The sequence below is a fragment of the Flavobacterium sp. LC2016-01 genome (genome assembly GCF_009711135.1).
In the GTDB taxonomy this organism is placed as follows: domain Bacteria; phylum Bacteroidota; class Bacteroidia; order Flavobacteriales; family Flavobacteriaceae; genus Flavobacterium.
On sequence record NZ_WMIC01000003.1, the window covers coordinates 301,736 to 328,283 of the forward strand.

Genomic DNA, 26,548 nt, shown 5'->3' on the forward strand with positions numbered 1-26,548 from the left:
AATTTGCAACCGTCTTTTATAAAATCAAACATGAGCGCAGCGCATAAAAACTTACATAGTAAGTTGTCTATAGGGGGTCTATTGATCACATTAGGAATTATTTATGGAGATATTGGTACTTCTCCATTGTATGTAATGAAAGCCATTCTTGGTGAATATGCGATAAATTCGGATATTGTTTTAGGGGGGATTTCATGTGTTTTTTGGACGCTTACTCTTCAAACTACAATAAAATATGTACTTATTACATTAAGTGCTGACAATCATGGTGAAGGTGGAATTTTTGCTCTTTATGCTTTAGTCAAAAAAACAAAAATTCAATGGCTCATTGTGCCCGCCATTATTGGGGGAAGTGCGCTTTTGGCCGACGGAATTATTACGCCGCCCATCTCTATTTCATCTGCAGTTGAAGGGATCCGTGCATTCTATCCTACAATGGAAACAAAAACCATTATTTCTATTGTAATTGCAATCCTTTTCGTCTTATTTACAATTCAGCAATTTGGAACAAAATTGGTTGGGAAGTTCTTCGCGCCAATGATGTTGATTTGGTTTGCTATGCTTGGAACTTTAGGAGCTATTCAGATTTTTCATTATCCGGAAGTTATCAAAGCAGTAAATCCATATTATGCTTATCATCTATTATCTATTCATCCTGACGGATTTTTTGTTCTTGGTTTTGTATTCCTTTGTACAACCGGAGCTGAAGCTTTGTACTCTGATATGGGGCACTGCGGAAGAAAAAATATTCGTATCAGCTGGATTTTTGTAAAAGCTACTTTAGTATTAAACTATTTTGGTCAAGCAGCTTATTTAACACACCATGAAGGAAGTACTTTACAGCAGTTGGGCGGAGAAAATGGAAACCCATTTTACTTGATCATGCCTCACTGGTTTCTTCCATTCGGAATTGTCGTAGCGACTTTAGCAGCCGTAATTGCATCACAAGCATTAATTAGTGGTTCGTTTACTTTGATTAATGAAGCTATGCGTCTGAATTTCTGGCCAAAAGTAAAAATCAAATATCCAACAGAAGTTAAAGGACAATTATACATTCCGTCTATTAACTGGTTATTGTTTTTTGGTTGTGTTGGAATCGTACTGCACTTCGAAAAATCAGGAAATATGGAGCATGCTTACGGTCTTGCCATTATTTTATGTATGATCATGACCACAATTTTGCTGAATTATTATTTGATCATGAAACGTGTAAAACTGTATTTTATGGTGCCGCTGATCACGATTTACTTATTAATTGAATTCAGTTTCCTTTTTGCCAATATTACAAAATTTGCCGAAGGAGGTTATGTTACTTTGATCATTGCAATTCTTTTGATTTCAATTATGACGATTTGGTACTTGGCTAAGAAAATCAACAAAAGCTATACTAAAATCATCAAAATTGACGACTATAAAAAAGTATTAGTAGAACTGAGCAGAGATTTATCGATACCTAAATATGCAACGCATTTGGTCTATATGACGAATGCCAATCGTGTTGATGAATTGGAGGAAAAAGTAATTTACTCAATCTTGCAAAAACGTCCAAAAAGAGCCGATATTTACTGGTTTGTACACGTAAATATTCTAACTGAGCCTTATAAAACAGAATATAAAGTGACTGAGATTGCCAGAGATGACATTTACAGAATCGATTTTAATTTAGGCTTTAGAGAACCTACAAAAATCAATTTAATGTTCAGAGAAGTAATTCGTGATATGGTGAAACGCGGAGAAGTAGATATTACCAGCCGTTACGAATCATTGAACAAAAACAATATTATTGGTGACTTTAAATTTGTATTGTCTGAGAAGTTCTTATCAAACGACAATGATTTAAGATGGCATGAAAATATTATTATGAACTCTTACTTCTTCATCAAAAAACTGAGTTTATCTGAAGAAAGAGCGTTTGGTTTAGACAGCAGTTCAGTTAAAATAGAGAAATTCCCAATGGTGCTTCACGCTCCAGAGAATATCGGACTGACCCGAATCATAAAAAATTAAACTTTTACAAAATATTTCAAAAAAAACACTCTTTTAAACTTTATCAGAGTGTTTTTTTTCTTTTTAAATGAAAGTCAAATCAACAATCAGAATTAAAAATTTAACTTTCAATCAATTAATAGTACCTTTGCAACTCAAATTATTAAAATGAGATTACACAGAAATTTAGTTTATACTACCATCGATTCTTTAAATGCAATTTTCAATGAAGGAGAATATGCAGATAAAGTGGTAGCCAGAGCCTTAAAAAAAGACAAACGTTGGGGAAGTTCTGACAGGAAGTTTGTTGCTGAAACAATATATGAAATTGTTCGTTGGAAACGTCTTTACGCAGAAATTGCGGAAGTAAAAGAACCATACGACAGAGATAATTTATGGAGAATGTTTGCGGTTTGGGCTGTTTTAAGAGGCTATCCAATCCCAGATTGGAGACAATTAGAAGGAACTCCTGAAAGAAAAATAAAAGGCCGTTTTGACGAGCTTTCAAAAGTGAGAGCTTTAAAAGAATCTATTCCAGACTGGATGGATGAATTAGGCGTGAAAGAGCTAGGCGAAAAAGTTTGGGCAAAAGAAATCACTGCGCAAAATCAGCCGGCGAAAGTAATTTTAAGAACCAACACGCTTAAAGGAACTAAAGAAAATCTGAGAAATACGTTGATGGATTTAAATATTGAAACAGAATATTTAAAAGATCAGCCAGAAGCTTTAGTTTTAAAAGAAAGAGCAAACGTATTTTTGACAGATGCTTTTAAACAAGGTTTGTTCGAAGTTCAAGATGCCAATTCTCAATTAGTTGCAGGATTTCTTGACGTAAAACCAGGAATGCGTGTTGTTGATACCTGCGCTGGAGCTGGAGGAAAAACATTGCATATGGCTTCTTTGATGGAAAACAAAGGACAGTTGATTGCAATGGATTTATATGAAAGCAAATTGAAACAATTAAAATTGAGAGCTAAAAGAAATGGTGCTTTCAACATTGAATACCGTATTATTGACAGCACAAAAGTGATCAAAAAACTGCACGAAAAAGCAGATCGTGTTTTGATTGACGCACCATGTAGCGGATTGGGAGTTTTAAAAAGAAATCCTGATTCAAAATGGAAATTACAGCCTGAGTTTATCGATAACATTCGTAAAGTTCAGAGCGAAGTTTTAGAAAACTATTCTAAAATTGTAAAACCAGGCGGAAAATTAGTTTATGCAACTTGTTCTGTTTTACCTTCTGAAAACCAGGAGCAGGTAGAGAAATTTCTAAAAACTGAAATCGGACAACAATTTACTTTTATTGAAGACCGAAAAATGCTGGCATCTGAATCTGGTTTTGACGGATTTTATATGGCACTTTTGGAAAGAAAAAAATAAGATAAATTTCAATTTTTGGAATAATTAAATAGCAAAAATCCCAAATCCCAATCGTAGTTATTGGAATTTGGGATTTCTTTTTTTGGAATTTTTCTTTTTGATTTCTTTACTCTATACTGGGTTTTCTAAGCAACTTCCCATTTTCATTTTCTTTGAATTTTGGAACAAAAACAATTTCTTTTGGCTTTTCAAACTTCCCTAAAACATTAAAAAAATCGGGGGCAAAATCTTGCTTTTCACCTTCAATTACTAAGATTAATTTTTCGCCTAAAAGAGAATCTGGCACTCCTGTTACAAAAAATCGATTTGGAATTTTTCCCACTAATTTTGCCTCAATCTGTTCAGGAATCAGCTTCACTCCTCCACTATTGATAACATTATCGATTCTTCCTAAAAAAACAAATTGTTTATCATTGATCAATTCGACCAAATCATTGGTAACAATAGGTTCTTCAGAAATCGACGAAACATAAATTACAAGGCAGCCACGGTCATCTTTTTCAATTTTTACATTTGGCAAAATCGAAAACGCACTTTCGCCTACTTTTTTAGCGGCAATATGCGTTATGGTTTCGGTCATTCCATAGGTTTCGTAAATTTCTCCATTTAGCTTCAATAATTCCGCTTCAAGCGCCGAATCCATTTTCGCACCTCCAATAATTAATTTCTTTACATTTTTGAGTTTATCGAGAGAGTTCTGAACTTGCAAAGGCACCATCGCAACAAAATCGTATTGTTCTGAATTGAAAGCTAAGGGCTCTGTACTTGGCGCTTTCACATCAATATCAAGTCCTAAAATTAAACTTCTTACCAGCATCATTTTTCCAGCAATAAATTGCGTCGGCAAACATAGCAAAGCTCTATCTCCCGGCTTTAAACCAAAAAAATCTCCAGTTGCTAAAGCCGACTGAATCATGGCTTGTTTTTCTAATCTGACTAATTTTGGAAGTCCTGTGGTTCCAGAAGTCGTCATTTCGATATACTCCTTATTATCAAACCAATCGAGAAAAAACTCCCCTATAGCACGTTCATAGGCATCACCTTCTTTTATGAAGCTATAACCAACTCGGCATAAATCCTTTGCATTTAAATGATATCCGTTGATTTTAAAATAATTATGTACGTTTTTATGTGTCAGCTGTAACATGATCATTAATTTGAAGTTTCTACAATATTTATTTCACCCGTCAACTTTTCTTTCCAGTTTGTCCATTTGTATTTTTTGCTGAAGATAAAAAGCAAAATAGGATAAACGACGACAACCGGCAGTATTACATCAAGACCAGCCGAAGGCTCGGACATATCTTTAAAAATAGAATGCGTCTGAAAAACAGTCCAATCTGAAGTGACCAGCAAAGCGCCAGTCAAATTATTGGCAGCGTGAAAACCCAGGGCCAGTTCTATTCCTTCATCCATCAGTGTAATGATTCCTAAAAACAGGCCAGTTCCAATATAATAAACCATAATAATATAACCCATTTTTGCCACTTCTGGATTAAAAACATGCATTGATCCAAAAACAAGCGAGGTCATCAACAAAGGAAACCATCTGTTTTTAGCCAAATTTGCAAAACCCTGCATTAAATACCCTCTAAAAATATATTCTTCGGTACTGGTTTGAATAGGAATAAGCAAAGATCCAATTACAACTAAAATTAAAAAAGGAATCAATTTAAAATTCCAGACAAAATTTTCGGGATCTTTTAAATAAATAGCCCAAAAACTTAAACCTGAAAAAACGGCCCATAATACAAACGAAAACAAGATTCGGTTCCAGTCTACTTTCTTTCTCGATGTCGTAACAGATAAAAGCGTCTGTTTATGAAGATATTTTACAACGAAATAAACACCCGCAAATGCAAAAACAAAAGAAATCATTACCAGAAACAAAGTAAGATTAGGTTCAAATACTCTCAAAACACCGTCATTATCAGTTGGTACTTCTGTTTTATTTTTGAAACTCGAATAAAGAACCGCCAACGAAAGTGGAATCTGACCAATAAATGAAGCGATTATAATAATTACTGAACCAATTAGATACAGAAAAAATTTATTATGAGGTTTAATTCCTTGCTCTAAAAACATTTATATATAATTTTAAAATGAGAATTCAGTTTACTAAGTAAATAGTATTTTTGGTCCTGCGAAAATACCTATTTTTTTACGTTACCTTCTTACAACATATTAAATATAACAAAATGATTCAAATTTATCATAATCCGCGCTGCGGAAAATCAAGAAGCTGCCTGGCTTTTATCGATCAGTCGAAAAAAGAATACGAAATTATCCCGTATTTAACAGACACGCCAAGTTTTACCGAATTAAAAGAACTCCTTACAAAACTGAACTTGAAACCAATTCAATTAGTTCGAATTAAAGAAAATATCTGGACTGAAAATTATAAAGGAAAAGATCTGAGTGATGACGAAATCATTCAGGCAATGACCGAAAATCCAATTTTAATAGAACGCCCAATCGTCATTAAAGACGGAAAAGCAATTATCGGCAGAGATCTTGATTTAGTTGCTGATTTCCTTGACTGATTAAAAAATGATGAATTAACATTTATTTGTGATTTTACCCTTTAAACCTAAAGCTATATTTAGCGTCTAAAGAGTAAATGAAACCAAAAAATAAAATGAAGAAAATTAAATTTGCTGTACTGCTTGTTCTTTTTTTTACAAGTTTTTACAACTACGCACAACAGGCACCTCCTGGTAAAAACAAGGTAAAAGTTACTGGAAAAGTTTTTGAAAAAGTTAGCAAACAACCCCTAGAATACGCTACAATATCGTTTATACTTCCTAACGACACTAAAGTTGTTGCTGGCGGCATCACCAATCCAAAAGGTGAATTTGAAGTAGCAGTAGCGCCTGGAACTTATGATATAAAAGTTGAGTTTATTTCGTTTAAATCTACTGAAATCAAAGGAAAAACTATTTCTGGCGATACTAATTTAGGCGTTGTAAATTTATCTGAAGATGCAGCACAATTAAGTGAAGTTGTAGTTCGCGCTGAAAAATCATCTGTTGAGATCAAATTGGACAAAAAAGTGTACAATGTTGGTCAAGATATGATGGTAAAAGGAGGAACTGTAAGTGACGTACTTGACAACGTGCCATCAGTTTCTGTTGATACTGAAGGAAATGTAAGTTTAAGAGGAAGCGATAACATCCGTATTTTAATTGACGGAAGACCTTCTCAAGCTATTAATATTGCTGAAGCTTTGCGTCAGCTTCCTGCAGATGCTATTGACAAAGTAGAAGTTATTACAAATCCATCTGCACGTTATGATGCTGAAGGTGGATCTGGAATCATCAATATCATTCTTAAAAAAGGAAAAAACCAAGGTCTTAACGGAACTTTTATTGCTTCGACTGGTATTCCTGAAACTTACGGTTTAACTGCGAATCTAAATTACAAAACAGAAAAATTAAACTATTTCACGACTTTAGGATATAACCACAGAACTAATGAAGGAGGCGGTTTAACTAATACATCTTATCTTAATGCCGATGGCACACCAAAAGGCTTCTTAGATGAAGGTCGTGATACAAAAAGAGAATCAGACGGATTTAACGGACGAGCTGGTATCGAATGGGCACTAAATAAAACCACTTTCTGGACAAACGCCATCAATTACCAAAACAATTCTGGTAATACAACAGATTTGATCAATTACAGTAATTTTGATGCCAATAATAATCCTACAGGAACATCTTTCCGTTTAAACAATGGAGATACTGGAAGTCAAAACGTTGAATATACTTCGAATTTAATCAAAAATTTCAACGATAAAGGTCATAAGCTTACTGCCGATTTATCTATTTCTAGAAATACAGACGACAGCAACAGCATTATTACTGCTTCTCCAAATTTCAACAATACTTTAAACGATCAGGTACAAAAACAAGTATTATTTCAAGCCGATTACGTATTGCCGTTAGGAAAAGGAAGTCAGTTTGAGGCAGGATATAAAGGAAGTTTTGGAGACTTAAACAATGAATATTTTGTCACTGCATATGATCCCGCAACTAACACTTATGTAAAAGATCCTAATTTATCAAACACATTAGAATACAAAGAAAATATCAACGCATTTTACACGCAATACGGTTTCAAAGTAAATAAGCTATCTTATTTATTTGGTTTGCGTTGGGAAGATACAGATATTCACGTTAACTTATTAGACAACAGTGATTTCAATACTAAAAAATACAATAATTTATTTCCAAGTGCATTTATTAGTTATGAAATTTCAGACCAAAGCAACTTAACAGCAAGTTACAGTAAACGTTTAACTAGACCTAGAGGACGTTTTATGAACCCAGCTGTTAACTACTCAAGTAACGTTAATATTTTTCAAGGAAATCCAGACTTAGATCCATCTTTGACTGACAAATATGACATTGGTTACATCAAGCGTTGGACCAAATTAACATTTAACACCTCAGCTTATTTTGAGGATACTAAAGATGTTTTCAGCTTTGTAAGAACTCCAAACGGAAATGAAGTAAACGGAATTCCAGTTATTTTAAGCCGACCAATCAACTTAGGTCAAGAGCAAAAATTTGGTTTTGAATTTACCTTGAACTATACTCCATTCAAAATATGGAGAGTCAACAGTAACTTTAACCTTTACAACGTAAAAACAACTGGAGAAAATACATATATTGATGTAAACGGAAACACTGTAGTTCAGAACCTTGATAATCAAGCTAACACATGGTTTGCAAGAATCAACTCTAAACTTACGCTTCCGTACAAAATTGACTGGCAATTGAACGCTACTTACAATGGCGAGCAAAAAACAGCACAAGGTAAAAACTTAGGCATGTTTGGTATGAATACTGCATTGAGCAAAGACGTACTAAAAGACAAAGCAACAATTGCTTTCAACATCAGTGATATTTTCAATTCAAGAATCATGAGATCGTACACGTACCTTCAAAATGACGTAACAAAAGAAAGTCAAACTTCATATGGTGAAATGCAGTTCCGTAAACGTCAATTCAATTTATCGTTTACTTACCGTTTCAACAAACCAAAAGGTGAAAGAGATAAAAATGCACAGCCAAGAAATGATGACGGCGGTGGAGAATTCCCTGGATAACACTAGGTAAATTTCAATACTGAAATTCCAAATTCCAATCTAATTGGCATAAATTAAAAAATCCAAATTCCAATTGTAAAAGTTGGAATTTGGATTTTCTTTTTTGTGTATTTCTAAAATTGAAATTTGGGATTTTCAATATTGGAATTTCTTTTTTTTGACACAAAAAAAAAGAACCCATTTGGGTTCTTTTTTATGAAATCAATTAATATTTAACTGATTGTTCTTCTTGTCTTTTTTTAGCTCTCTTTTCTTTGAACATTTCCCAGCTTGCTCCCGTAACCCAATAAGATACGAAACCAACTAAGAAAAACATTAACCAAAACCCTATAGTTAGTATGGTTAAGAAAAGTAAAAAGCCTAAGTACTGTGAAAATTCAAACATGTTTTCCGGAATTTTTGAATGTTACGACAAATGTAGGTTATATATTCGTCCTTGGCAATAAAATCTAAATCAATTTTCGTGAAATAACATTTATCCGTATATTTATACTCATTTTAAATAAGGATTTTTTCTCGGTTATTATTCAACTGTCTAAATAAGAAGAATATGAGTATTTTCAGGAGCTGTTTCCCGCTATCCGTTACAATCTTTTATGTTTTTAAAGAAAAAACATAAAAGGATTTTCACTGCTATCGGGGCTAGGCATCCGTTTTCAAAAGACATTTTAAGCATTCAAAATAATAATCCGTTTCAATCTGTGTCTTTACGAAGTAAATCAGCGTTATCAGCGTTTCATTTACTCAAGCAACTTGACAACTCACATATCACACATTTCACATTAACAGAATACATTTTACAAACAACATATTTACTACATAATGAAATACAGAATAGAAAAAGACACCATGGGCGAAGTTCAAGTCCCAGCCGATAAATATTGGGGTGCTCAAACAGAACGTTCCCGCAACAATTTTAAAATTGGAAACGCAGCTTCAATGCCAAAAGAAATTATCGAAGGATTTGCTTATCTAAAAAAAGCCGCCGCCTTTGCTAATTATGACTTAGGCGTTTTGCCAATCGAAAAAAGAGATACTATTGCAGCAGTCTGCGACGAAATTCTGGAAGGAAAATTAGACGATCAATTTCCGCTGGTAATTTGGCAGACGGGTTCAGGAACGCAAAGTAATATGAATGTGAATGAAGTAATTGCAAACCGCGCGCAGGTTCTAAAAGGTTTTGAAATTGGCGAAGGCGAACAGTTTATAAAAGCAAATGATGATGTAAATAAATCACAGTCGTCAAATGACACATTCCCAACCGGAATGCATATTGCAGCTTATAAAATGGTCGTTGAAACTACAATTCCGGGAGTTGAAAAACTGCATGCCACTTTAGTTAAAAAAGCAGCTGAATTTAAAGACGTAGTCAAAATTGGGCGTACACATTTAATGGATGCAACGCCACTGACACTCGGACAAGAAATTTCGGGTTATGCTGCTCAATTAGCATTCGGATTAAAAGCATTGAAAAACACTTTAGCGCATTTATCTGAAATTGCTCTTGGCGGAACCGCAGTTGGAACCGGTTTAAACACACCAAAAGGCTACGACGTAAAAGTTGCCGAATATATTGCCAAATTCACCAATCACCCATTTGTAACTGCTGAAAATAAATTTGAAGCTTTAGCCGCGCACGATGCCATTGTCGAAACACACGGAGCGCTAAAACAATTAGCTGTTTCCTTAAATAAAATTGCAAATGATGTGAGAATGCTGGCTTCTGGGCCACGCTCAGGAATTGGCGAAATTCACATTCCAGAAAACGAACCTGGATCTTCCATCATGCCCGGAAAAGTAAACCCGACGCAATGCGAAGCGTTAACAATGGTTTGCGCGCAAGTTATTGGAAACGATATGGCAATTGCTGTTGGCGGTATGCAGGGACATTATGAATTAAATGTTTTTAAACCAGTTATGGCAGCAAACTTCCTTCAATCGGCACGTTTGCTCGGAGACGCCTGCGTTTCATTCGATGAACATTGCGCTCAAGGAATCGAACCAAATCATAAACGTATTAAAGAATTAGTAGATAATTCTCTTATGCTTGTAACAGCTTTAAACACAAAAATTGGATATTATAAAGCTGCAGAAATTGCTCAAACCGCTCACAAAAACGGAACAACTCTTAAAGATGAAGCGGTTCGTTTAGGTTACGTTACTCCTGAAGATTTTGACGCTTGGGTAAAACCGGAGGAAATGGTGTAATTTAATTGTGAATTATTAATGGTTAATTATAAATTAAAAAAGCCTGAAATATAATTTCAGGCTTTTGTTTTTTTCTTTCACCCTGAGCGAAGTCGAAGGGCTTTACGATATCACAAGCCCTTCGACTTCGCTCAGGGTGACAACGGTATAATTACAATCTGAATTTCAATTAATAATTAACAATTTACAATTCACCATTATCAACATAGTCTTGCAAATAACTAAACCTTTCCGTCAGTTTTCCATTTTCTGTGATTTTGGCGCGTTTTAAAATTCCGTCTTTATCTCCGTTGAAGAACGCCGGAATTACATGTTCCATAAATTGTTCTCCAAAACCTTCGCTGGCATCTTTTGGGATTTCGCATGGCAAATTATCAACCGCCATAACCGCAACCGCCGCTGGATGAAATATATCTACTTCTTTATCTTCTAATGGAAAATAACCATAAATAGGATCTGCAATTGTTGACGAACGAATTGTGCAGGCGATTGGACCATTCACATCGCAGGAAATATCGGCTACAACTTTCAATCTGCAGTCACTTGCATTCAGCATTTCTCTTGTCAAAATCATTGGCGCTGCGCTGGCGTGAAAATGTCCTGCAAAATAAATATCAGAAACTTTCGTGAATTTTTCAAAATCGGAAACATATTCTTCAGGATGATTTACAAAATCTTTAAAATCCAAAATCTGGCCGTCGATACGTTTATTATATTCTAAAACATCCAATTGCACATAAACCGCCTGCGCGTATTTTTTAGTCAAATAATTATCAATTGTAATTTCTTTTACTTTAATCGCATCCAAAATTTCTTTAGCACCGCTCCCTACTTTTCCTGTTCCTGTAACCACAAATTTTAAGGCCGGCATTGTGATGCGTTTTAAATGCATAATTAAAGCTTCTTTTCCTGATAATGTTTCTGCTTTTGGAAGCTTGAACAATTCAAACTTTAGCCCAAAAGCTCTGATTCCGTTATAAACACCAACCATACCGGCATATTTTCCAAAACCAATTAAACGATGATCTAATTCGTTCACTATGGTTTCATGATCGTATAAATCAATGTTTTTTTCTAAAATGGCCTGCAGCAATTTTCTGTTGTGCGGTTGTTTTTTAATCGTATGAGAAAAAAAGAAATATGTTTTGTTTGGAATTAAATTTTCAACCGGAACTTCTTTCACTCCAAATAACACATCACAGTCTGAAACATCTTCAGTTACTGTAATTCCCATACTTTTATATTGAAGATCCGAAAAAATCCTAATATCTGAACTCTCTACTTCTACAATAGCTTCGTGATATTGCTGTTTCAGTTTTGCCAACTCATCTGGGGCAAAAACTACGCGTCGATCTGGTGGGTTTTTTCTTTCTTTTATAATTCCGAATTTCATTTAAATAGGTTTAAAGCATTTAATAATATAACTTTTTACATCTTATTTGTTTCAAATATAACAAATTTCGTTAAAGTTTTCTTCAAAAATTACAATTTAGAATCTTTAAAAACCGTTTAAAGCTGACTTACAATCGACTAACTAAAATTTTAGTTAATATTATGTTAAAGCAACCGGTTGGCTCTTTCAAAATATCTAAAACATAAATATTGAATTCTATATATTTGTTTTTAAAGAATGATGAAAATGAGTTTCCTTAAAAAGACAAAGATACCACAAATACTTTTTTTAATTTTAGTTTTAAGTTCATGTGGCAATGATAAGAAAACAAGCGTAGATACTGCACAAACGGTAGAAGATACCTTGCCTAAGATGAAGCCTTTAGGCCCAGAAAAAAGACTTACACAAGCTTATATAAATTCTGTAAAAGGCAGAATTAACCACTTTTACAATAAAAATTGGCCAAACAATAGTATGAATGGCAGTTTCTTAGTAGCAAGAAACGGACAGATTATTTTTGAAAGATACAACGGTTACGCAAATAAAAACGAAGGAACTAAAATTACTGCAGATACTCCAGTGCAAATTGCATCTGTGAGCAAAGTACTTACGGCAACCGCAGTTTTAAAATTGGTAAATGCCGGCAAAATTGATCTGGATCAAAAGGTAAATACTATTTTAAAAACATTTCCATTTGAAGACTGCACCATCAGAATGCTTTTGAGCCATCGTACGGGAATGCGCAATTATGCTTATTTTACAGATCACGACAAATCGGTTTGGGACAGACATAATCAGCTGACGAATAAAGACATTCTAGATATTTTAGCAACGAAAGATATTGGCTTGGAAGCTAAAACCGGAACACGTTTTGGTTATTGCAATACTAATTATGCGATGCTGGCACTGATTATTGAAAAAATCACAGGATTAAAATATAAAGAAGCAATGTCTCAAATGATTTTCAAACCATTGGGAATGACGCATAGTTATATTTTTGATGACGATAAAGACAGAAAAACAATTGTTCCTTCTTACAAAGGAAATGGTGCCGAAATTGGTTTTGACTATTTAGATAATGTTTACGGAGATAAAAATGTATTTTCTACTGTACGTGATCTTTTAAAATTTGACCGCGCAAGACAATCGCCAGACTTTTTAAAGCCGGCATTATTAAAACAAGTTTACACGGGTTACAGCAACGAACGCAAAGGAACCAAAAATTATGGTCTCGGAATCAGAATGATTAATTGGGAAACGGGTCAGAATTTTTATTTCCACAATGGCTGGTGGCATGGCAATACCTCATCGTACATTACTTTAATGAAAGAGCATGTTACGATTATTGCATTGTCAAACAAAATGACCAGAAACACTTATGCGGTGCGTAAACTGGCTCCAATCTTTGGAGATTATCCTTTTAATTTCAAGGACGAAGAATAATACAATTTTTCTGAAAATTTTAGCAGAAAGTAATTTCAAATAGTATAAATTTGCAGACTTATTTTTTGGGGTCGACTGGTTTTGACAGCAAGTCGAATTGAACAGTAAGCACGTCGAGCATTGAGACCTTGCTCGTAAATATAAGATCTCACACTTTTACACGGCGAAAATAATTACGCTTTAGCTGCATAATCCGAATCATAGTAAGATTGCGCCACGTCTCTACAAGGTAGAGAAGCTGGATTCTCCTGGAAAGCCTTGGTTTGTGGCGTTCCGTTCAGGGGAACCGTAAAAATAAACCTAGATATCCATGAGCTTCGGGTGGGTTTCGAAAATTAAGAAGATAAGTGTTCGGTGGCTGTTTCTGGCCTAGCTTAACAACGAAAATCTAATCAGGAAATAAGCGTGTAGAAAGCTCTTTAGTTGCTTGTTTGGACCCGGGTTCGATTCCCGGCGACTCCACAAAAAGGAAGGTGTTCAACACCTTCCTTTTTTCTTTTATAAAATACTAAAAACCAACCATTAAACTACAAAAACAACACTGTAAACTGCATTACTTTTCCTTCGGTAAAGGTCTGCTAATTGAATTGACTTTGTTCATTCTACTATTAGTTTTTTCTTATTTTCCTTTGGATGCCAAAACTATTAATGCGGCGCATTCCTTTGGATGGCTTATGTAAACACAGTGTCCCGCACCTTCAACTTCAATAGTTTTAACACTATTTGCTCTTTTGGCATAAAAACGCTCTAGATCAGGATTGATAATTCTATCTGATTTAGCAATCACACACCAGACTGGTTTTATTTTCCATGCAGGGTTCTGGATCACAACATGAAAAGCATTATCTGTTATAGCAGGTTGCGAGATGGCCATAAATTCAGCCGTTTTAACAGGAACTCCATTGGCAAAATCAGCTGAAAACTTCTTTGGATCAATATAATCCAATCCGTCATCGCCTTTTATTAATGACTTATATAAAGGAGGATACAATTTTCCGTTATTGGCTTCTGATTCTCCACTATCAGGCGCATGTGCGGCAATAAAAACCAATGCGGCAACTTTTGGATTATTTCCTGCAGTTGTGATGATTGCTCCACCGTAACTATGCCCCACCAAAATACAAGGACCGTCCTGTTGATCAATTATCCTATTGACTGCTGCAACATCTGTATCATAAGAACTTGTTGAATGCTGGGTTACAGATACTTTATAGCCTTGTTTGGTTAAGATATCATAAATCCCTCTCCAGCCAGAACCATCCACAAATGCTCCATGTACGAGCACAATATTCTTTATTGTTTTGATTTCCTGTCCATTGGCAACTAATGTAAACCCGAATATCGAAACTATCAGTATCGAAATCATCCCTTTATATGTTGTTTTCATTTTCTATGTTTTTATTTTAATTCAGATTTCTGTATTCCTTTAGTGAATGCCCTGTCCTAACATTTTTTTCTGCTCCAAGAGATAAAACCTGATTTGGAGCTGTAAACATTAATGAACCTTCGAAAAAATCGTAGTTCGTACGTCCATATTTAAACGGGCCATCTATTTTTTTGCAAGCGATGGAATACATGTCCAATCGATACGAAGCATCAGGTATTCTATGTGATCGCTCGACTTTGGATAAATCTACAACTGCTATCAATGGACGAACCGGTTTATCGTAATGAAAAAACGCAAGCAGTTGAGAAATGTTTTTGATATCTATATATTCCATAGCAAGTAAGTTTAGGAATGTTTAAAGTAAATTTACAAAAAAGACTTTATACGGGAATTATCCTGCCATTTATTATGATTCATAAAAAAGTGGATTTTTATATCAGGCTATTGTTTTTCGCAATTCCGAGTAAGAAGTAACGAGATCACTCAGTGTAAATCCACGATTTAAGCCACTGGGGTTCGGCAGTATCCAAACTTTGGCCCCGCAAAAATCTTCAGACTGTAATCCCCAAGTAATTTGTTTTTTACCTGAAAAAGCCTTGTAGGCGGCTTTACCAAGAAAAGCAATATACTTTGGTTTGAACTTCTTGATCTTACGCTTAAAAATCTCAATTGAATCATCAAATTCTTCTTTTGATAGCTGATCTGCACGAGAAGTTGCCCTTGCTACGGCTGTAGTCAAACCAAATTCAAAGTCTAAAATATCAATATCGTTTATGGCTTCTATTTGATAGGGAGTAAAACCAGCCTGATGTAATACTTTCCAAAATCGATTGCTTCTTCCCGAAAAGTGATGCCCATCTGATGCCGATTTTAAGCCCGGATTAATGCCGCAAAAAAGCACATTCAGATCTTCTTTAATAATATCAGTTAACATTTATGAAATTCAAATTAGTTAGTTATAAGTTTAAAAATAGCCATTGCTTTACATAATTTTGATCCTAACAAAGTTACTTAAAGATAAATCGTCGCAACGTCTTTTACAATTAATTCCCTTTTGCAATAAAACCTGGAACTCCAGTTTTAACCACGCTATTAAATCGCTGTCTGGTCTCTATATTATCAATTTGATCAAAGTCCTCTTGTGACAAAACACCAATATTAAAATTTTCATGAGCTCGTGCCAAGCTTTTAGGAGTAGTCAGCAAGGTGGTACCACGTTGCACTGCCCAAGACAATAATACCTGTGCAGGTGTTTTTCCAGTTTTTTCTGCAATCTTTAAAACAACTTCATCTTCAATTGGTCCGGGTTTTATTCCGTGTCCTAGTGGAGCGAAAGCTAAAAAAACAATTCCTTTCTCTTTACAAAAATCAAGAAGTTCATTTTCTGGCAAATAAGGATGTGCTTCTATCTGAACTACAGCTGGTTTTATTCTAGCAGCTTCGTAAATAGGAATAAGTTCTTTTAAACTAATATCAGATAAGCCAATTGATCTGACCTTCCCGCTATCAACAAGACTTTCCATCGCTCTCCATGTATCCAGCAAAGTTACTTCGTGATCATAAATTACATTACCGTTTTGATCTCTAGGATCTTGTTCATCTCCAGGTTGAAAAGCAAATGGAGTGTGAATAAGATAAAGATCCAGATAATCGAGTCCAAGTCTCTTTAAACTTGCCTCAAAGGCTGGTTGAACACGTTCCGGTCTATGATTGGTGTTCCATAACTTCGTAGTAACAAAAATCTCTTCACGGGCAATTCCTTCCATTGCCATTCCTTCTTTTAAGGCTTCCCCCACTTCTTTTTCATTACGGTATCGTTCTGCGGCATCAAAATGACGAAAGCCAGCTTTTAACGCATCTTTAGTGGCACTTATAGTTAATAATGGATCAGGAATAAGGGTACCAAATCCAAGTGCAGGAATACTTAAGTTTTTATGTGATGTACTCATTTTAAAATATTTTTAAGTTAATAATCTTCCCATTTTAAACAACAAATTGTTGTAATTTTCTGAAGGTTATTATGCCTTCAAATGAAAGAATAAAGTTCCGGCTAAAAACTTAGATACATATGTGATCTATATCACATTTTACTATAAGAATTGTTTCATTTTTTAAGGGCAATCTACTTTGACTTTGCTCTATTTTAAATTTTAATAAAAAAAACGAAAAATTCTTTTTATATATTTATCAAATAAAGGCCGTAAGCTACTTGCTATTTTAATTAACGAACCGATCTAAAAATAGAATGAGGTACTCAATACTTTTTTGTCTTCTCTTATCCCTTATCAGTTGCAACAAATTGTATGAATGGACCGAGAAAGAAAGACAAGATTTTAAAACAAAATGTTCACAAACAATTTATTTTATACCAGACCCAATATCCTTTACGGGTTTTGAATTTGATGAAATTGATTCTATTAAAGTGATCGAAAAAAGCAATCTTAAAAAAATAAGTACATTCTTTATCTATCTTGATAAAGAAAATAATTTGAATCGTCCTGAATATAAAACTTATTGGACTCACATTGAAAAGAATTTAAATGTTAATCATAGCTATGAATTTTATTTAGGAAAAGACAAACCCTATATATTGAACAACATGGAAATGATTATGTGGGCACAATATACTATGAAAGGCGAAGGATGGGGTTGCGAAATGGGAAACTTTACAATTGACAATCAAAAGTTTGAGCATGTCGGAAATATTAATTTTACTAAAAGAGGATTCAAACTGCAATAGAAAAAAATTGCAATACAAATAATCACTTCCAAATTCAAATATGACATTTAACCACGATCCTAGAATACGATTTTTTTTATTTGTCATAGCCGTATTAATTATAGGTCTCTCTTACTTAATCAAAATCTTATCCGAACATTTTTTATATAAATATTTAGATAGCTTTAAATCTAAATTCACGATTAATGTTTTGGTAGGTTTACATTGGACGATATCCGTTGCGCTAGCTTGTATCTTGCCTGAGTATTTGGCAAAATACAATTTCTTTAAAAATATTTTTGATGACAGTGAAATATGGATGAGTTTAACAATGTTATGCCTTTTCTTCATTTCTCTAATAGTTGTTGGAGCAATATTAAACTTAACATTTTGTCGCCAAATTATAAAAGGAAATTTAGATAAAAACGAAAATCACTAACAGTTTAATGAGCAACAACATATATTTGAAGAAATAGTTACAAATACAAAAGTCCCAGGAAATCATTCATTTGGAATTATTGAATTAAAACTTAGTCAATTCTGGTGTCGTAATCTCAAAAGAAAACATTACGAAGGGCTCATCTTTGCAGAATAAAATTATTTTACTTCTTATTGAATTAATTTCTAACTTTATAATCAACTATGAATCAGTGAGCTAATTTTTAATTACGACAAATAATCCAATGCAGATTTTACCTTCCGCAAGTTTAGCGCCGTATATAAAAAATTATACGGTTGTTACGATCGATAAAAATCTTGAAAACGAAGTGTTTTACCCAAGCGGTTATGTGGATTTTATTGTCAATATTTCTGAAGGAGATGCCGCAACCATAATCAATGGCAGACGAAAAGATACGCCTGCCATAGAATTACTTGGTCATCTCACTCTTCCCACTCGACTTTCGGTAAAAAAAGACACTTCGGTACTTATTGCCCGCATCTTTCCGCATGCGAGCACTTTGTTTTTCTCAGATCCGCTTTCTGAATTCACCAACTATGCTACAGACATGTACGATGTAGCAAAAAGTGAAAACCGAGAATTGTACAGCCGAATGATGGAAGCAAACGGACTCGATTCTAAAATCAGAATCTTGGAAAATTACTTTTTACTGCAATTGAAAAAAAACGAAACCCAATTGAAAAAAGTGAATACCCTACAGCTTTTGAGCCAGAAAATTTTCAATGAGCATTCGCAATTAGATTTGCCAACGCTGGCAAAAGATTCGGGATTATCAGAAAGATATATTCAAAAACTTTATCTGAATAATATCGGAATCTCTCCTTCTGCTTTTACATCTGTATTTCGATTCAATAAAAGTCTGCAACTCGTTTTAAATACTTCCGAATCATTAACTGAAATCGCATACGACTGCGGTTATTATGACCAGGCGCATTTTATAAAAGAGTTCCGAAAATTTACCGGAATTACACCTTCGGCATCAAGAGCTTCGTTAATAAAAAATGACACCGATTTTCAACAGGCTGTCAATATCGGTTTCTAGGTTTTACTTCGCCGGATGATTACTGCTAAACATATCACGGTGCATTTTCCAGCCGTCTTTAGTGTTTTTCCAGATCACAATCACTTTTCCATCGTCTAATTTTTTGCCATCCATATCGGTCATTTCGTAAAAACTTTCCTCGGTCACAGAAGTTTTGCCGTCACCATACAAATTCTGAATCGTGAATTTGACATGAACTTGAGGGCCGTTTTTAAAAAATGAAGCAATTTGTTGGCCTCCGCATAAAGGTGCTGTGTTTGGTGGAAATAAACAGGCGTCATCTGTATATTTTGTCAAAATTGATCCGTCATTTTTATTGGCAATAGCTGCATAGTTCGCATTGCTTGCCTCAATAATTTCTCTGACTTCCTTTAATGAAGAATTTGAAGTTTGTGCATTGCTAAAAAAAGCAAGCAGCAATAATCCGTTTAAAATAAGTGCTTTTTTCATTTTTAATAATTTTTTTCACAAAGAAAAAGATTATCATTTGCAGGAAATTGTAAAATTACGAACAGCATAAATATTTGTTCTTCATTTTCAATTCAAAAAGTTTGCAAGCAATTCCTTAATTATAACGATATAGTTCAAAAATGGCTTATAAGTGTATTTTAAACACCTGTAAAACTATAACAATATAGCCCAAAAGTGAACAATTTTACCCCTAATTTTTCAGCATTTTTCTCTAACTTAGCGGTCTATATTTTAAAATGTAAGATTAAAATAAACTTTGTTTTGCTGCAAAACATTGAATGAAAAAGAATTACCAAACTTTCTCCTACTTTTTGCTGCAAAAACATTCTTCTAATAATTTAGTTAATTGAAAACTATGAGCAAATTTGATTTTGGAATTGTAGGACTCGGTGTAATGGGCCGCAACCTACTTTTAAATATCGCCAGCCATAACTTTGCGGCTGCAGGTTTAGACTTAGACACTGAAAAAGTTAATTCTCTTCAACAAGAAGCTGACGAAAACCAAACAATTGAAGCGACAACAGATGTAAAACATTTTGTTGAGCTTATTCAACAGCCAAGAGCGATTATGCTATTAGTTCCTGCTGGAAAACCGGTTGACAGCGCTATTGCAAGCTTACTTCCTCATTTAGATAAAGGAGATATTATTATCGACGGCGGAAACACTTATTTTACTGATACTGACAGAAGATTTTTAGAATTATCTGAAAAAGGAATTTATTTCTTCGGAATGGGAATTTCTGGTGGTGAAAAAGGAGCTCGTTTCGGTCCTGCTATGATGCCAGGAGGTGATCAAAAAGCATACGAAAGACTTCGTCCTATTTTTGAGGCAATTGCTGCAAAAGTTGACGGTGAACCTTGCGTAGAATATCTTGGAAACGGATCTGCTGGAAACTACGTAAAAATGGTTCATAACGGAATCGAATACGGAATTATGCAATTGATTTCTGAGATTTACGACTTAATGAAAAGAGGTTATAATCTTGATGACAATACAATTCAGAAGACTTTTGAAGAATGGAACCAAACGCATGACCTTAAGTCTTATTTAGTTGAAATTACAGGAAAAATCCTGAAACAGCAAGATGAAGACGGAAGTCTTTTAATCAACAAAATCTCTGATTGGGCAAAATCAAAAGGTACAGGAAAATGGACTTCGCAAAACGCAATGGATTTGCAGGTTCCAGTACCAACTATCGACGCTGCAGTTAACATGCGCGATATGTCTAAAACTAAACCAGAAAGAATTGAAGCTGCTAAAAATTTAGTTTGGAACACAGCTAATGCAGATGTAAATGCAAGCGAAGCAATTGCGGCATTAAAATCGGCTTTATATTTTTCTATCGTTGTGACTTATGCACAAGGATTAGCACAACTTCATACGGCTTCTAAAGAATACAATTACGGATTAAATCTTGAAACTGTTGCCAAAATATGGCGCGGCGGCTGTATTATTCGTGCTACTATTTTAGAAGATTTCAGAAAAGCTTATGTAGCAAAATCAGATTTGCCAAACTTGCTTTTAGATGCTGGAATTGCTTCAAAATTAACCGAAAACCAAGCAGGAATGAGAGCTGTTATTCAGTTTGCTGTTCAAAAAGGTTTACCTATATCAGGATTAATGAATTCGCTGTCTTATTTTGATGCCTATAGATCTGAAAATCTTCCAACGAATTTAATTCAGGCACAGCGCGATTTTTTCGGGGCACATACTTACGAACGTACAGATAAAGCAGGTGTTTTTCATACACAATGGTCTGAATAAAAATACTTATAAGCAACACAACTACACACAATGACTAAAAATAAAAATATAAATCCAACAATTATTGTAATTTTTGGAGGAACCGGAGATCTGGCAAAGAGAAAGCTCTTTCCGGCATTTCAAAATCTGTACCTTGACGGACGTATGTCTGAGAAGTTTCAGATTATTGCTCTTGGAAGAGCAGAAAAAACAGATGAAGATTTTCGCAGTTATGTAGCCGAAAATCTAAACATCTTTTCAAGAAGAAAGGAAATTTCTGATCCAGAAACACAAAAATTTCTTTCGCACATAACGTATCACAGTCTTGATATTGATAAAGAAGAATCGTACCAAGGTTTAAATGAAAAGATCAACAATTTTGATCTTGCTTTTGGAGAACGTGCCAATCGTCTTTTCTATCTTTCGATCACGCCTTCTTTTATTTCAACAATTTCGAGCAATATCAAAAAAATCGGACTTGCGGCGAATCCAAAACAAGACCGTATTATTATTGAAAAGCCTTTTGGTTATGATAAAACGTCTGCAATTGCATTAAATGAAATGCTTTCGCAAACTTTCAAAGAAGAACAGATTTACAGAATCGACCATTATTTAGGTAAAGAAACCGTTCAAAATATTCTTGCTTTCCGTTTTGGAAATTCGATGTTTGAACCTTTATGGAGCCGTAATTTTATTGATTTTGTCCAAATTACAGTAGCCGAGGAAGTCGGAGTTGAAGAACGAGGCGGTTTTTATGAAGGCGTTGGTGCTTTAAAAGACATGATTCAAAACCATTTATTTCAGATTCTATGTATGACGGCTATGGAAGCACCCGCTTCGTTAGCAGCAGACGACATTAGAAATCGTAAAGCCGATGTTTTAAAATCGATTCGCCGTATCAAACCAGATGAAGTTGATCATTACATTGTTAGAGGTCAATATGGTGCAGGTGAAATAAAAGGAACTCCGGTTCCAGGGTATCGTCAAGATAAAGGAATTGCACCAGATTCTAATACGGAAACGTATGTCGCAATGAAAATTTATCTGGACAACTGGAGATGGCAGGGAATTCCGTTCTATCTGCGTTCTGGAAAAAGAATGGAAGAAAGACAATCTTCTATTATTATTCAGTTTAAGCCAGTGCCGCATTCTTCATTTTCTTATGGAAAAGCAGGAATGACTCCAAACCGACTGATTATCAACATTCAGCCGTCTATGGATATCAAATTGCAGTTTATGACCAAGAAACCTGGTTTATCAATGTCGCTAAGACCAGCTGAAATGGTATTTGATTATTTTGAATGCTCTACTATGTCGCCAGAAGCTTATGAAACTTTATTAGCAGATGCTTTGGCAGGAGATCCTACCCTATTTATGCGTTGGGATCAGGTAGAAGAAGCCTGGGATGCTATTGATACCATTCAGCAAGTATGGAAAACTACAGCTCCAACCAATTTTCCAAATTATAAAGCAGGAAGCTGGGGACCTGAAGAAGCGGACGAATTATTAGCACGCCAAGGCCACAAATGGATTCCGAATACACAAACAAAAGAAGAAGTTTTAGATGATACAGATTTATAATAATACAGAAGAAATTAATATTGCAGCTACAAATCTATTTGTTGAAGCAGCACAGAAAGCAATTGCCGAAAAAGGCAAATTTACTGCTGTGTTGACGGGAGGTTCTTCGCCTGCGGGGATTTACAAATTATTGGCTTCTGATGATTACAAAAATAAAATAGACTGGAGCAAAGTGTTCATATTTTGGGGAGACGAAAGATGGGTGCCTCTTAATGATGATTTAAGTAATGCAAAAATGTCTTACAGTACTTTATTAAGCCACATTCCTATTCCGCAAGAAAATATCTTCGAAATGTATAAAGATGGTGTTACGCCAGAAGATTATGCAGCTGAATATGAGAAGTCTATTAAAACTGTTTTAGGTGAGGAAGGAAAATTTGACCTAATCTTATTAGGAATGGGAGATGATGGTCATACAGCTTCTCTTTTCCCTGGTGAAGCCGTTTTAGAAGAACAAAACAAATGGGTTGACGCTTATTATTTAGCGCCTCAAAAAATGCACCGTATTACGCTTACTGCGCCGTTAATCAACAAAGCAGAAAAGATTGTTGTGGTTGCTTTTGGAGAGAAGAAAATTAACGCTTTGAAAGAAGTTACAACGGGAGCATACAATCCAACGCTTTACCCAATGCAATTGATCAAACCAGTTTCTGGCGAATTATTGTTTTTGGTTGATAAAGTTGCTGCCGGAACGAATTAAAAAATAATTTTATATGAATATTAAAAGGTTTATGCTGAAAAGTATAAACCTTTTTTTGTTGCAATTTTTTCTCTCGCAGATTCAGCAGATTGGCAGATTAAATTAAAAAAATCTTGTAAATCTGCTGAATCTGCGGGAGAACCCTATAGACAAAGCAATTTAAAACAGTTATAAATCACTGAAAAACAATTATTTACAAAACATATTTATTTTTTTTATACTTTTACTTAAGAGACTCATATTCAATTTAATAGATTATCAAACCGAGTTCTATTTCCCCAAGCTTTTACAACGATTATATAAATACAAATACATTTTTGAGATGAAATATAATTACTTATTAATTGCTGTTTTCCTTCTTTTTGCCTGCAATAAAAATAAAAATGCAGAAACTCAACCAGTAAAAGTCAGTGCCAATCAAGGATGTTATATGCCTAAAGCAAATGATAAAGATTGGTATACCGAAAATAAAAAAGCACCAAAATTTAAAGGTCTTGATGGTATCAATTTTAAAATATCGACAAAGAACCAAGAAGTTCAAGAATACTTTAATCAAGGAATGATGCTGGCGTACGGCTTTAATCATGCTGAAGCTGCACGATCGTTTTATGAAGCCACTCGTTTAGATCCCAATTGTGCGATGGCGTATTGGGGTTTTGCTTATGTTTTAGGGCCAAATTACAATGGAGGAATGGAAGAAGACAATTTCCAAAGAGCTTTTGATGCAGTACAAAAAGCCAAAAAACTTGCAGCAAACTGCACTCCAAAAGAAGCAGCTCTGATTGATGCTTTAACCACTCGTTATACCGAAAATCCTCCTGCTGACCGAAAACCTTTAGATACTGCTTATGCGGCAGCCATGAAAAAAGTCTATATCAAATTTTCATCAGATCCTGATATTGGCGCACTTTACGCCGAATCTTTAATGAATTTACATCCTTGGGATTTATACGAAAAAGACACTGAAAAATCCAAAAAATGGACCCCGCAGATACTAAGCGTTTTAAACGAATTAATCAAAAAAAATCCAAAACATCCTGGCGCACATCACTTTTTAGTTCATGCCGAAGAAGCTTCAGCACATCCAGAAAACGCGTTAAAAAGTGCCAAATTATTAGAAACTTTAGTTCCGGGATCTGGTCATTTAGTACATATGCCTTCGCATATCTACATTCGTACTGGCGATTATCACCAAGGCTCGCTTTCAAACATTGAAGCCATAAAAATTGACAGTCTTTATACAACCGTGTGCCATGCGCAGGGTGCTTATCCTCTCGCCTATTATCCGCATAATTATCATTTTTTAACGGCCACAGCGGCTTTAGAAGGAGATTCTAGATTGGCTTGGAAATCGGCACAAAAACTTCAGGAACACATTTCAACTCAAATTATGCGCGAACCCGGCTGGGGCACACTCCAGCATTATTATACTATTCCGTATTATATTGCCGTAAAATTTTCCATGTGGGACAATGTTATGGTGCTTCCAAAGCCTGACGAAGATCTTGTTTATCCGAATGCAATTTGGCATTACGCAAGAGGAATGGCTTTTCTTGGAAAAAATGAAGTAAAAAATGCCGAAAAAGAACTTGCCTCGCTGAATGGATTGGCAAAAAATAAAGCTTTAAAAGATCTAACTATTTGGAATATCAATACAACGCTCGATCTTGTTCAGATTGCATCAAACGTGCTTTCGGCCGGAATTGAATCAAAAAACAATAATTTGGACAAGGCAATTGTGTTGTTAAATAAAGCGGTCGAAATTGAAGATCGCTTAAATTACAATGAACCGCCAGATTGGTTTTTCTCTGTAAGACATTATTTAGGAGCAGTATTAATCAAATCTGGAAAATACAAAGAAGCAGAAAAAATTTATCTCCAAGATTTAGAAACTTTGCCTAAAAATGGCTGGGCTTTAATTGGACTTTATAATTCTTTGGTGCAGCAAAAAAAGGAAAAAGAAGCCTTGAAAATAAAAACTGCTTTTGATAATTCCTGGCAGTTTGCTGATGTAAAAATTAAATCATCATCGACAATTGCAGATTAAAAGTGATTTGAAGTATAAAAAAGTTTAGCTAAATTTACTTCATATGGAAGAACTGAGAAAACATATTGAAGAAATTTCGCCCTTAACAAATGAAGAATTTGAGTATATCAAAACCTTCTTCAAAGAGAAAAAAGTTAAAAAACATCAATATCTTCTTCAGGATGGCGATAAAGTCACTTCGGAATATTGGATTATAAAAGGTATTTTTCGTGCTTTTTATATTGATAAAGATGGGAAAGAACATATTTTGCAATTTGCATTAGAAAATTGGTGGCTCTCTGATTACAATGCTTTTTTTAATCAGTCAGAGTCTAACATTAATATCATTTGTATGGAGGATGCTTTAATTTTATCGCTTTCACTTTCCGCTCGGGAGCAATTAGCTTCGGAACTTCATAAAATGGAGCATTTCTTCAGAATGAAATTAACCAGCGGTTATTCGGCGCAACAAAGACGAATTATTTCGCTTCTTTCCAATAATCCAAAAAAACGATATGAAGAATTTGCGAGCCTTTATCCAAGCATAATGCAAAAAATTCCAAAAAAATATATCGCCGAATATTTAGGTGTCAGTCGGGAAACTCTAAGCCGCCTGTATTCTAATAACGGCCAATAATAACAAAATACAGGCGTGATTTTTATCACGCTTTTTTTTTGCCTCACTTCAACAGCAAAAATCATTCTTAACCAAAGTCAATGATTTTAAAGGCGCTGTAAATCTACTTTTGCCCCGTAATCAACAGTTAATCAAGCTTTTTTTCAAAGGTGTGATTTGAATCACACTTTTAAAGTGAGTTCAATCAACCGCCAGGTTTTAAACTTGACGGAAATTTGTCTCAGATATAAAGCCAATTATTTCGCTCAAAATTTA

Annotated in this window: 22 protein-coding genes and 1 other RNA gene; 14 read left to right on the forward strand and 9 right to left on the reverse strand. The window is 34.6% G+C overall.

The genetic code is table 11. The features are described 5' to 3' along the window. The first annotated feature begins 30 nt into the window (after positions 1-30). Positions 31-2,007, forward strand: a complete 1,977-nt coding sequence (locus GKZ88_RS08370) for a KUP/HAK/KT family potassium transporter (RefSeq protein WP_155101921.1) — start codon at positions 31-33, stop codon at positions 2,005-2,007. A 147-nt stretch (positions 2,008-2,154) separates the two neighbouring features. Further along, complete coding sequence (locus tag GKZ88_RS08375; protein WP_155101922.1) at positions 2,155-3,369, forward strand: methyltransferase domain-containing protein; 1,215 nt, start codon at positions 2,155-2,157, stop codon at positions 3,367-3,369. A gap of 106 nt (positions 3,370-3,475) precedes the next feature. Here GKZ88_RS08375 and GKZ88_RS08380 read toward each other — a convergent pair whose 3' ends face one another. Then, positions 3,476-4,516, reverse strand: a complete 1,041-nt coding sequence (locus GKZ88_RS08380; RefSeq protein ID WP_155101923.1) for an AMP-binding protein — start codon at positions 4,514-4,516, stop codon at positions 3,476-3,478. Positions 4,517-4,521: 5 nt separating this feature from the next. After that, positions 4,522-5,454, reverse strand: a complete 933-nt coding sequence (locus tag GKZ88_RS08385) for a CPBP family intramembrane glutamic endopeptidase (protein ID WP_155101924.1) — start codon at positions 5,452-5,454, stop codon at positions 4,522-4,524. Positions 5,455-5,567: 113 nt separating this feature from the next. On the opposite strand from GKZ88_RS08385, the gene arsC reads away from it, so the two are divergent. Both arsC and GKZ88_RS08395 read left to right on the forward strand, forming a co-directional pair. Continuing rightward, positions 5,568-5,912, forward strand: coding sequence for an arsenate reductase (glutaredoxin) (gene arsC, locus GKZ88_RS08390; protein WP_155101925.1), 345 nt, complete (start codon positions 5,568-5,570; stop codon positions 5,910-5,912). Between the two features lie 95 nt (positions 5,913-6,007). Continuing rightward, the gene (locus tag GKZ88_RS08395; RefSeq protein WP_155101926.1) at positions 6,008-8,482 is read left to right on the forward strand and encodes an outer membrane beta-barrel family protein; all 2,475 of its coding nucleotides are present in this window, start codon (positions 6,008-6,010) and stop codon (positions 8,480-8,482) included. Positions 8,483-8,687: 205 nt separating this feature from the next. On the opposite strand, the gene GKZ88_RS08400 is transcribed toward GKZ88_RS08395, so the two are convergent. Further along, on the reverse strand, positions 8,688-8,867 hold the full coding sequence (locus GKZ88_RS08400; RefSeq protein ID WP_056202312.1) for a hypothetical protein: 180 nt from the start codon (positions 8,865-8,867) through the stop codon (positions 8,688-8,690). Between the two features lie 437 nt (positions 8,868-9,304). Between GKZ88_RS08400 and fumC the strand changes: the two genes are divergently transcribed. Then, positions 9,305-10,690, forward strand: coding sequence for a class II fumarate hydratase (fumC, locus tag GKZ88_RS08405; protein WP_155101927.1), 1,386 nt, complete (start codon positions 9,305-9,307; stop codon positions 10,688-10,690). Between the two features lie 184 nt (positions 10,691-10,874). Here fumC and GKZ88_RS08410 read toward each other — a convergent pair whose 3' ends face one another. Then, positions 10,875-12,083, reverse strand: coding sequence for an NAD(P)-dependent oxidoreductase (locus tag GKZ88_RS08410; protein WP_155101928.1), 1,209 nt, complete (start codon positions 12,081-12,083; stop codon positions 10,875-10,877). A gap of 240 nt (positions 12,084-12,323) precedes the next feature. Here GKZ88_RS08410 and GKZ88_RS08415 point away from each other — a divergent pair, with 240 nt between their 5' ends. Next, entirely contained in the window at positions 12,324-13,526 is a 1,203-nt protein-coding gene (locus GKZ88_RS08415) for a serine hydrolase domain-containing protein (RefSeq protein ID WP_155102122.1), read from the forward strand. A 67-nt stretch (positions 13,527-13,593) separates the two neighbouring features. Then, positions 13,594-13,991: a transfer-messenger RNA gene (gene ssrA / locus GKZ88_RS08420) on the forward strand. 154 nt (positions 13,992-14,145) lie between these two features. Here the strand turns inward: ssrA and GKZ88_RS08425 are convergent. The 4 genes from GKZ88_RS08425 to GKZ88_RS08440 form a co-directional block, all read right to left on the reverse strand. After that, complete coding sequence (locus GKZ88_RS08425) at positions 14,146-14,913, reverse strand: alpha/beta hydrolase (protein ID WP_230392483.1); 768 nt, start codon at positions 14,911-14,913, stop codon at positions 14,146-14,148. Positions 14,914-14,929: 16 nt separating this feature from the next. Next, on the reverse strand, positions 14,930-15,247 hold the full coding sequence (locus GKZ88_RS08430; RefSeq protein ID WP_155101929.1) for a hypothetical protein: 318 nt from the start codon (positions 15,245-15,247) through the stop codon (positions 14,930-14,932). Positions 15,248-15,349: 102 nt separating this feature from the next. Continuing rightward, on the reverse strand, positions 15,350-15,847 hold the full coding sequence (mug, locus tag GKZ88_RS08435) for a G/U mismatch-specific DNA glycosylase (RefSeq protein ID WP_155101930.1): 498 nt from the start codon (positions 15,845-15,847) through the stop codon (positions 15,350-15,352). A gap of 109 nt (positions 15,848-15,956) precedes the next feature. Beyond that, positions 15,957-16,862, reverse strand: a complete 906-nt coding sequence (locus tag GKZ88_RS08440) for an aldo/keto reductase (RefSeq protein ID WP_155101931.1) — start codon at positions 16,860-16,862, stop codon at positions 15,957-15,959. Between the two features lie 296 nt (positions 16,863-17,158). On the opposite strand from GKZ88_RS08440, the gene GKZ88_RS08445 reads away from it, so the two are divergent. Then, positions 17,159-17,653, forward strand: a complete 495-nt coding sequence (locus tag GKZ88_RS08445) for a hypothetical protein (protein ID WP_155101932.1) — start codon at positions 17,159-17,161, stop codon at positions 17,651-17,653. Between the two features lie 662 nt (positions 17,654-18,315). After that, positions 18,316-19,134 carry a helix-turn-helix domain-containing protein gene (locus GKZ88_RS08450; protein ID WP_155101933.1) on the forward strand — a complete coding sequence of 273 codons (819 nt, stop codon included), beginning with the start codon at positions 18,316-18,318 and terminating at the stop codon, positions 19,132-19,134. Between the two features lie 3 nt (positions 19,135-19,137). On the opposite strand, the gene GKZ88_RS08455 is transcribed toward GKZ88_RS08450, so the two are convergent. Further along, positions 19,138-19,584 carry a hypothetical protein gene (locus GKZ88_RS08455; RefSeq protein WP_230392484.1) on the reverse strand — a complete coding sequence of 149 codons (447 nt, stop codon included), beginning with the start codon at positions 19,582-19,584 and terminating at the stop codon, positions 19,138-19,140. 376 nt (positions 19,585-19,960) lie between these two features. On the opposite strand from GKZ88_RS08455, the gene gndA reads away from it, so the two are divergent. The 5 genes from gndA (at position 19,961) to GKZ88_RS08480 (ending at position 26,293) form a co-directional block, all read left to right on the forward strand. Continuing rightward, positions 19,961-21,370 (forward strand): NADP-dependent phosphogluconate dehydrogenase, encoded by a 1,410-nt coding sequence (gene gndA, locus GKZ88_RS08460; RefSeq protein WP_155101934.1) that lies wholly within the window; start codon positions 19,961-19,963, stop codon positions 21,368-21,370. 30 nt (positions 21,371-21,400) lie between these two features. Then, positions 21,401-22,930 (forward strand): glucose-6-phosphate dehydrogenase, encoded by a 1,530-nt coding sequence (gene zwf / locus GKZ88_RS08465; protein ID WP_155101935.1) that lies wholly within the window; start codon positions 21,401-21,403, stop codon positions 22,928-22,930. Continuing rightward, positions 22,914-23,630, forward strand: a complete 717-nt coding sequence (pgl, locus tag GKZ88_RS08470) for a 6-phosphogluconolactonase (RefSeq protein ID WP_155101936.1) — start codon at positions 22,914-22,916, stop codon at positions 23,628-23,630. The genes zwf and pgl overlap by 17 nt, the downstream gene beginning before the upstream one ends. 322 nt (positions 23,631-23,952) lie before the next feature. Next, positions 23,953-25,677 carry a hypothetical protein gene (locus tag GKZ88_RS08475; RefSeq protein ID WP_155101937.1) on the forward strand — a complete coding sequence of 575 codons (1,725 nt, stop codon included), beginning with the start codon at positions 23,953-23,955 and terminating at the stop codon, positions 25,675-25,677. A 43-nt stretch (positions 25,678-25,720) separates the two neighbouring features. Beyond that, a complete protein-coding gene (locus GKZ88_RS08480; protein WP_155101938.1) occupies positions 25,721-26,293 on the forward strand; it encodes a Crp/Fnr family transcriptional regulator in 573 nt (190 codons plus the stop codon). Positions 26,294-26,548: the final 255 nt, after the last annotated feature.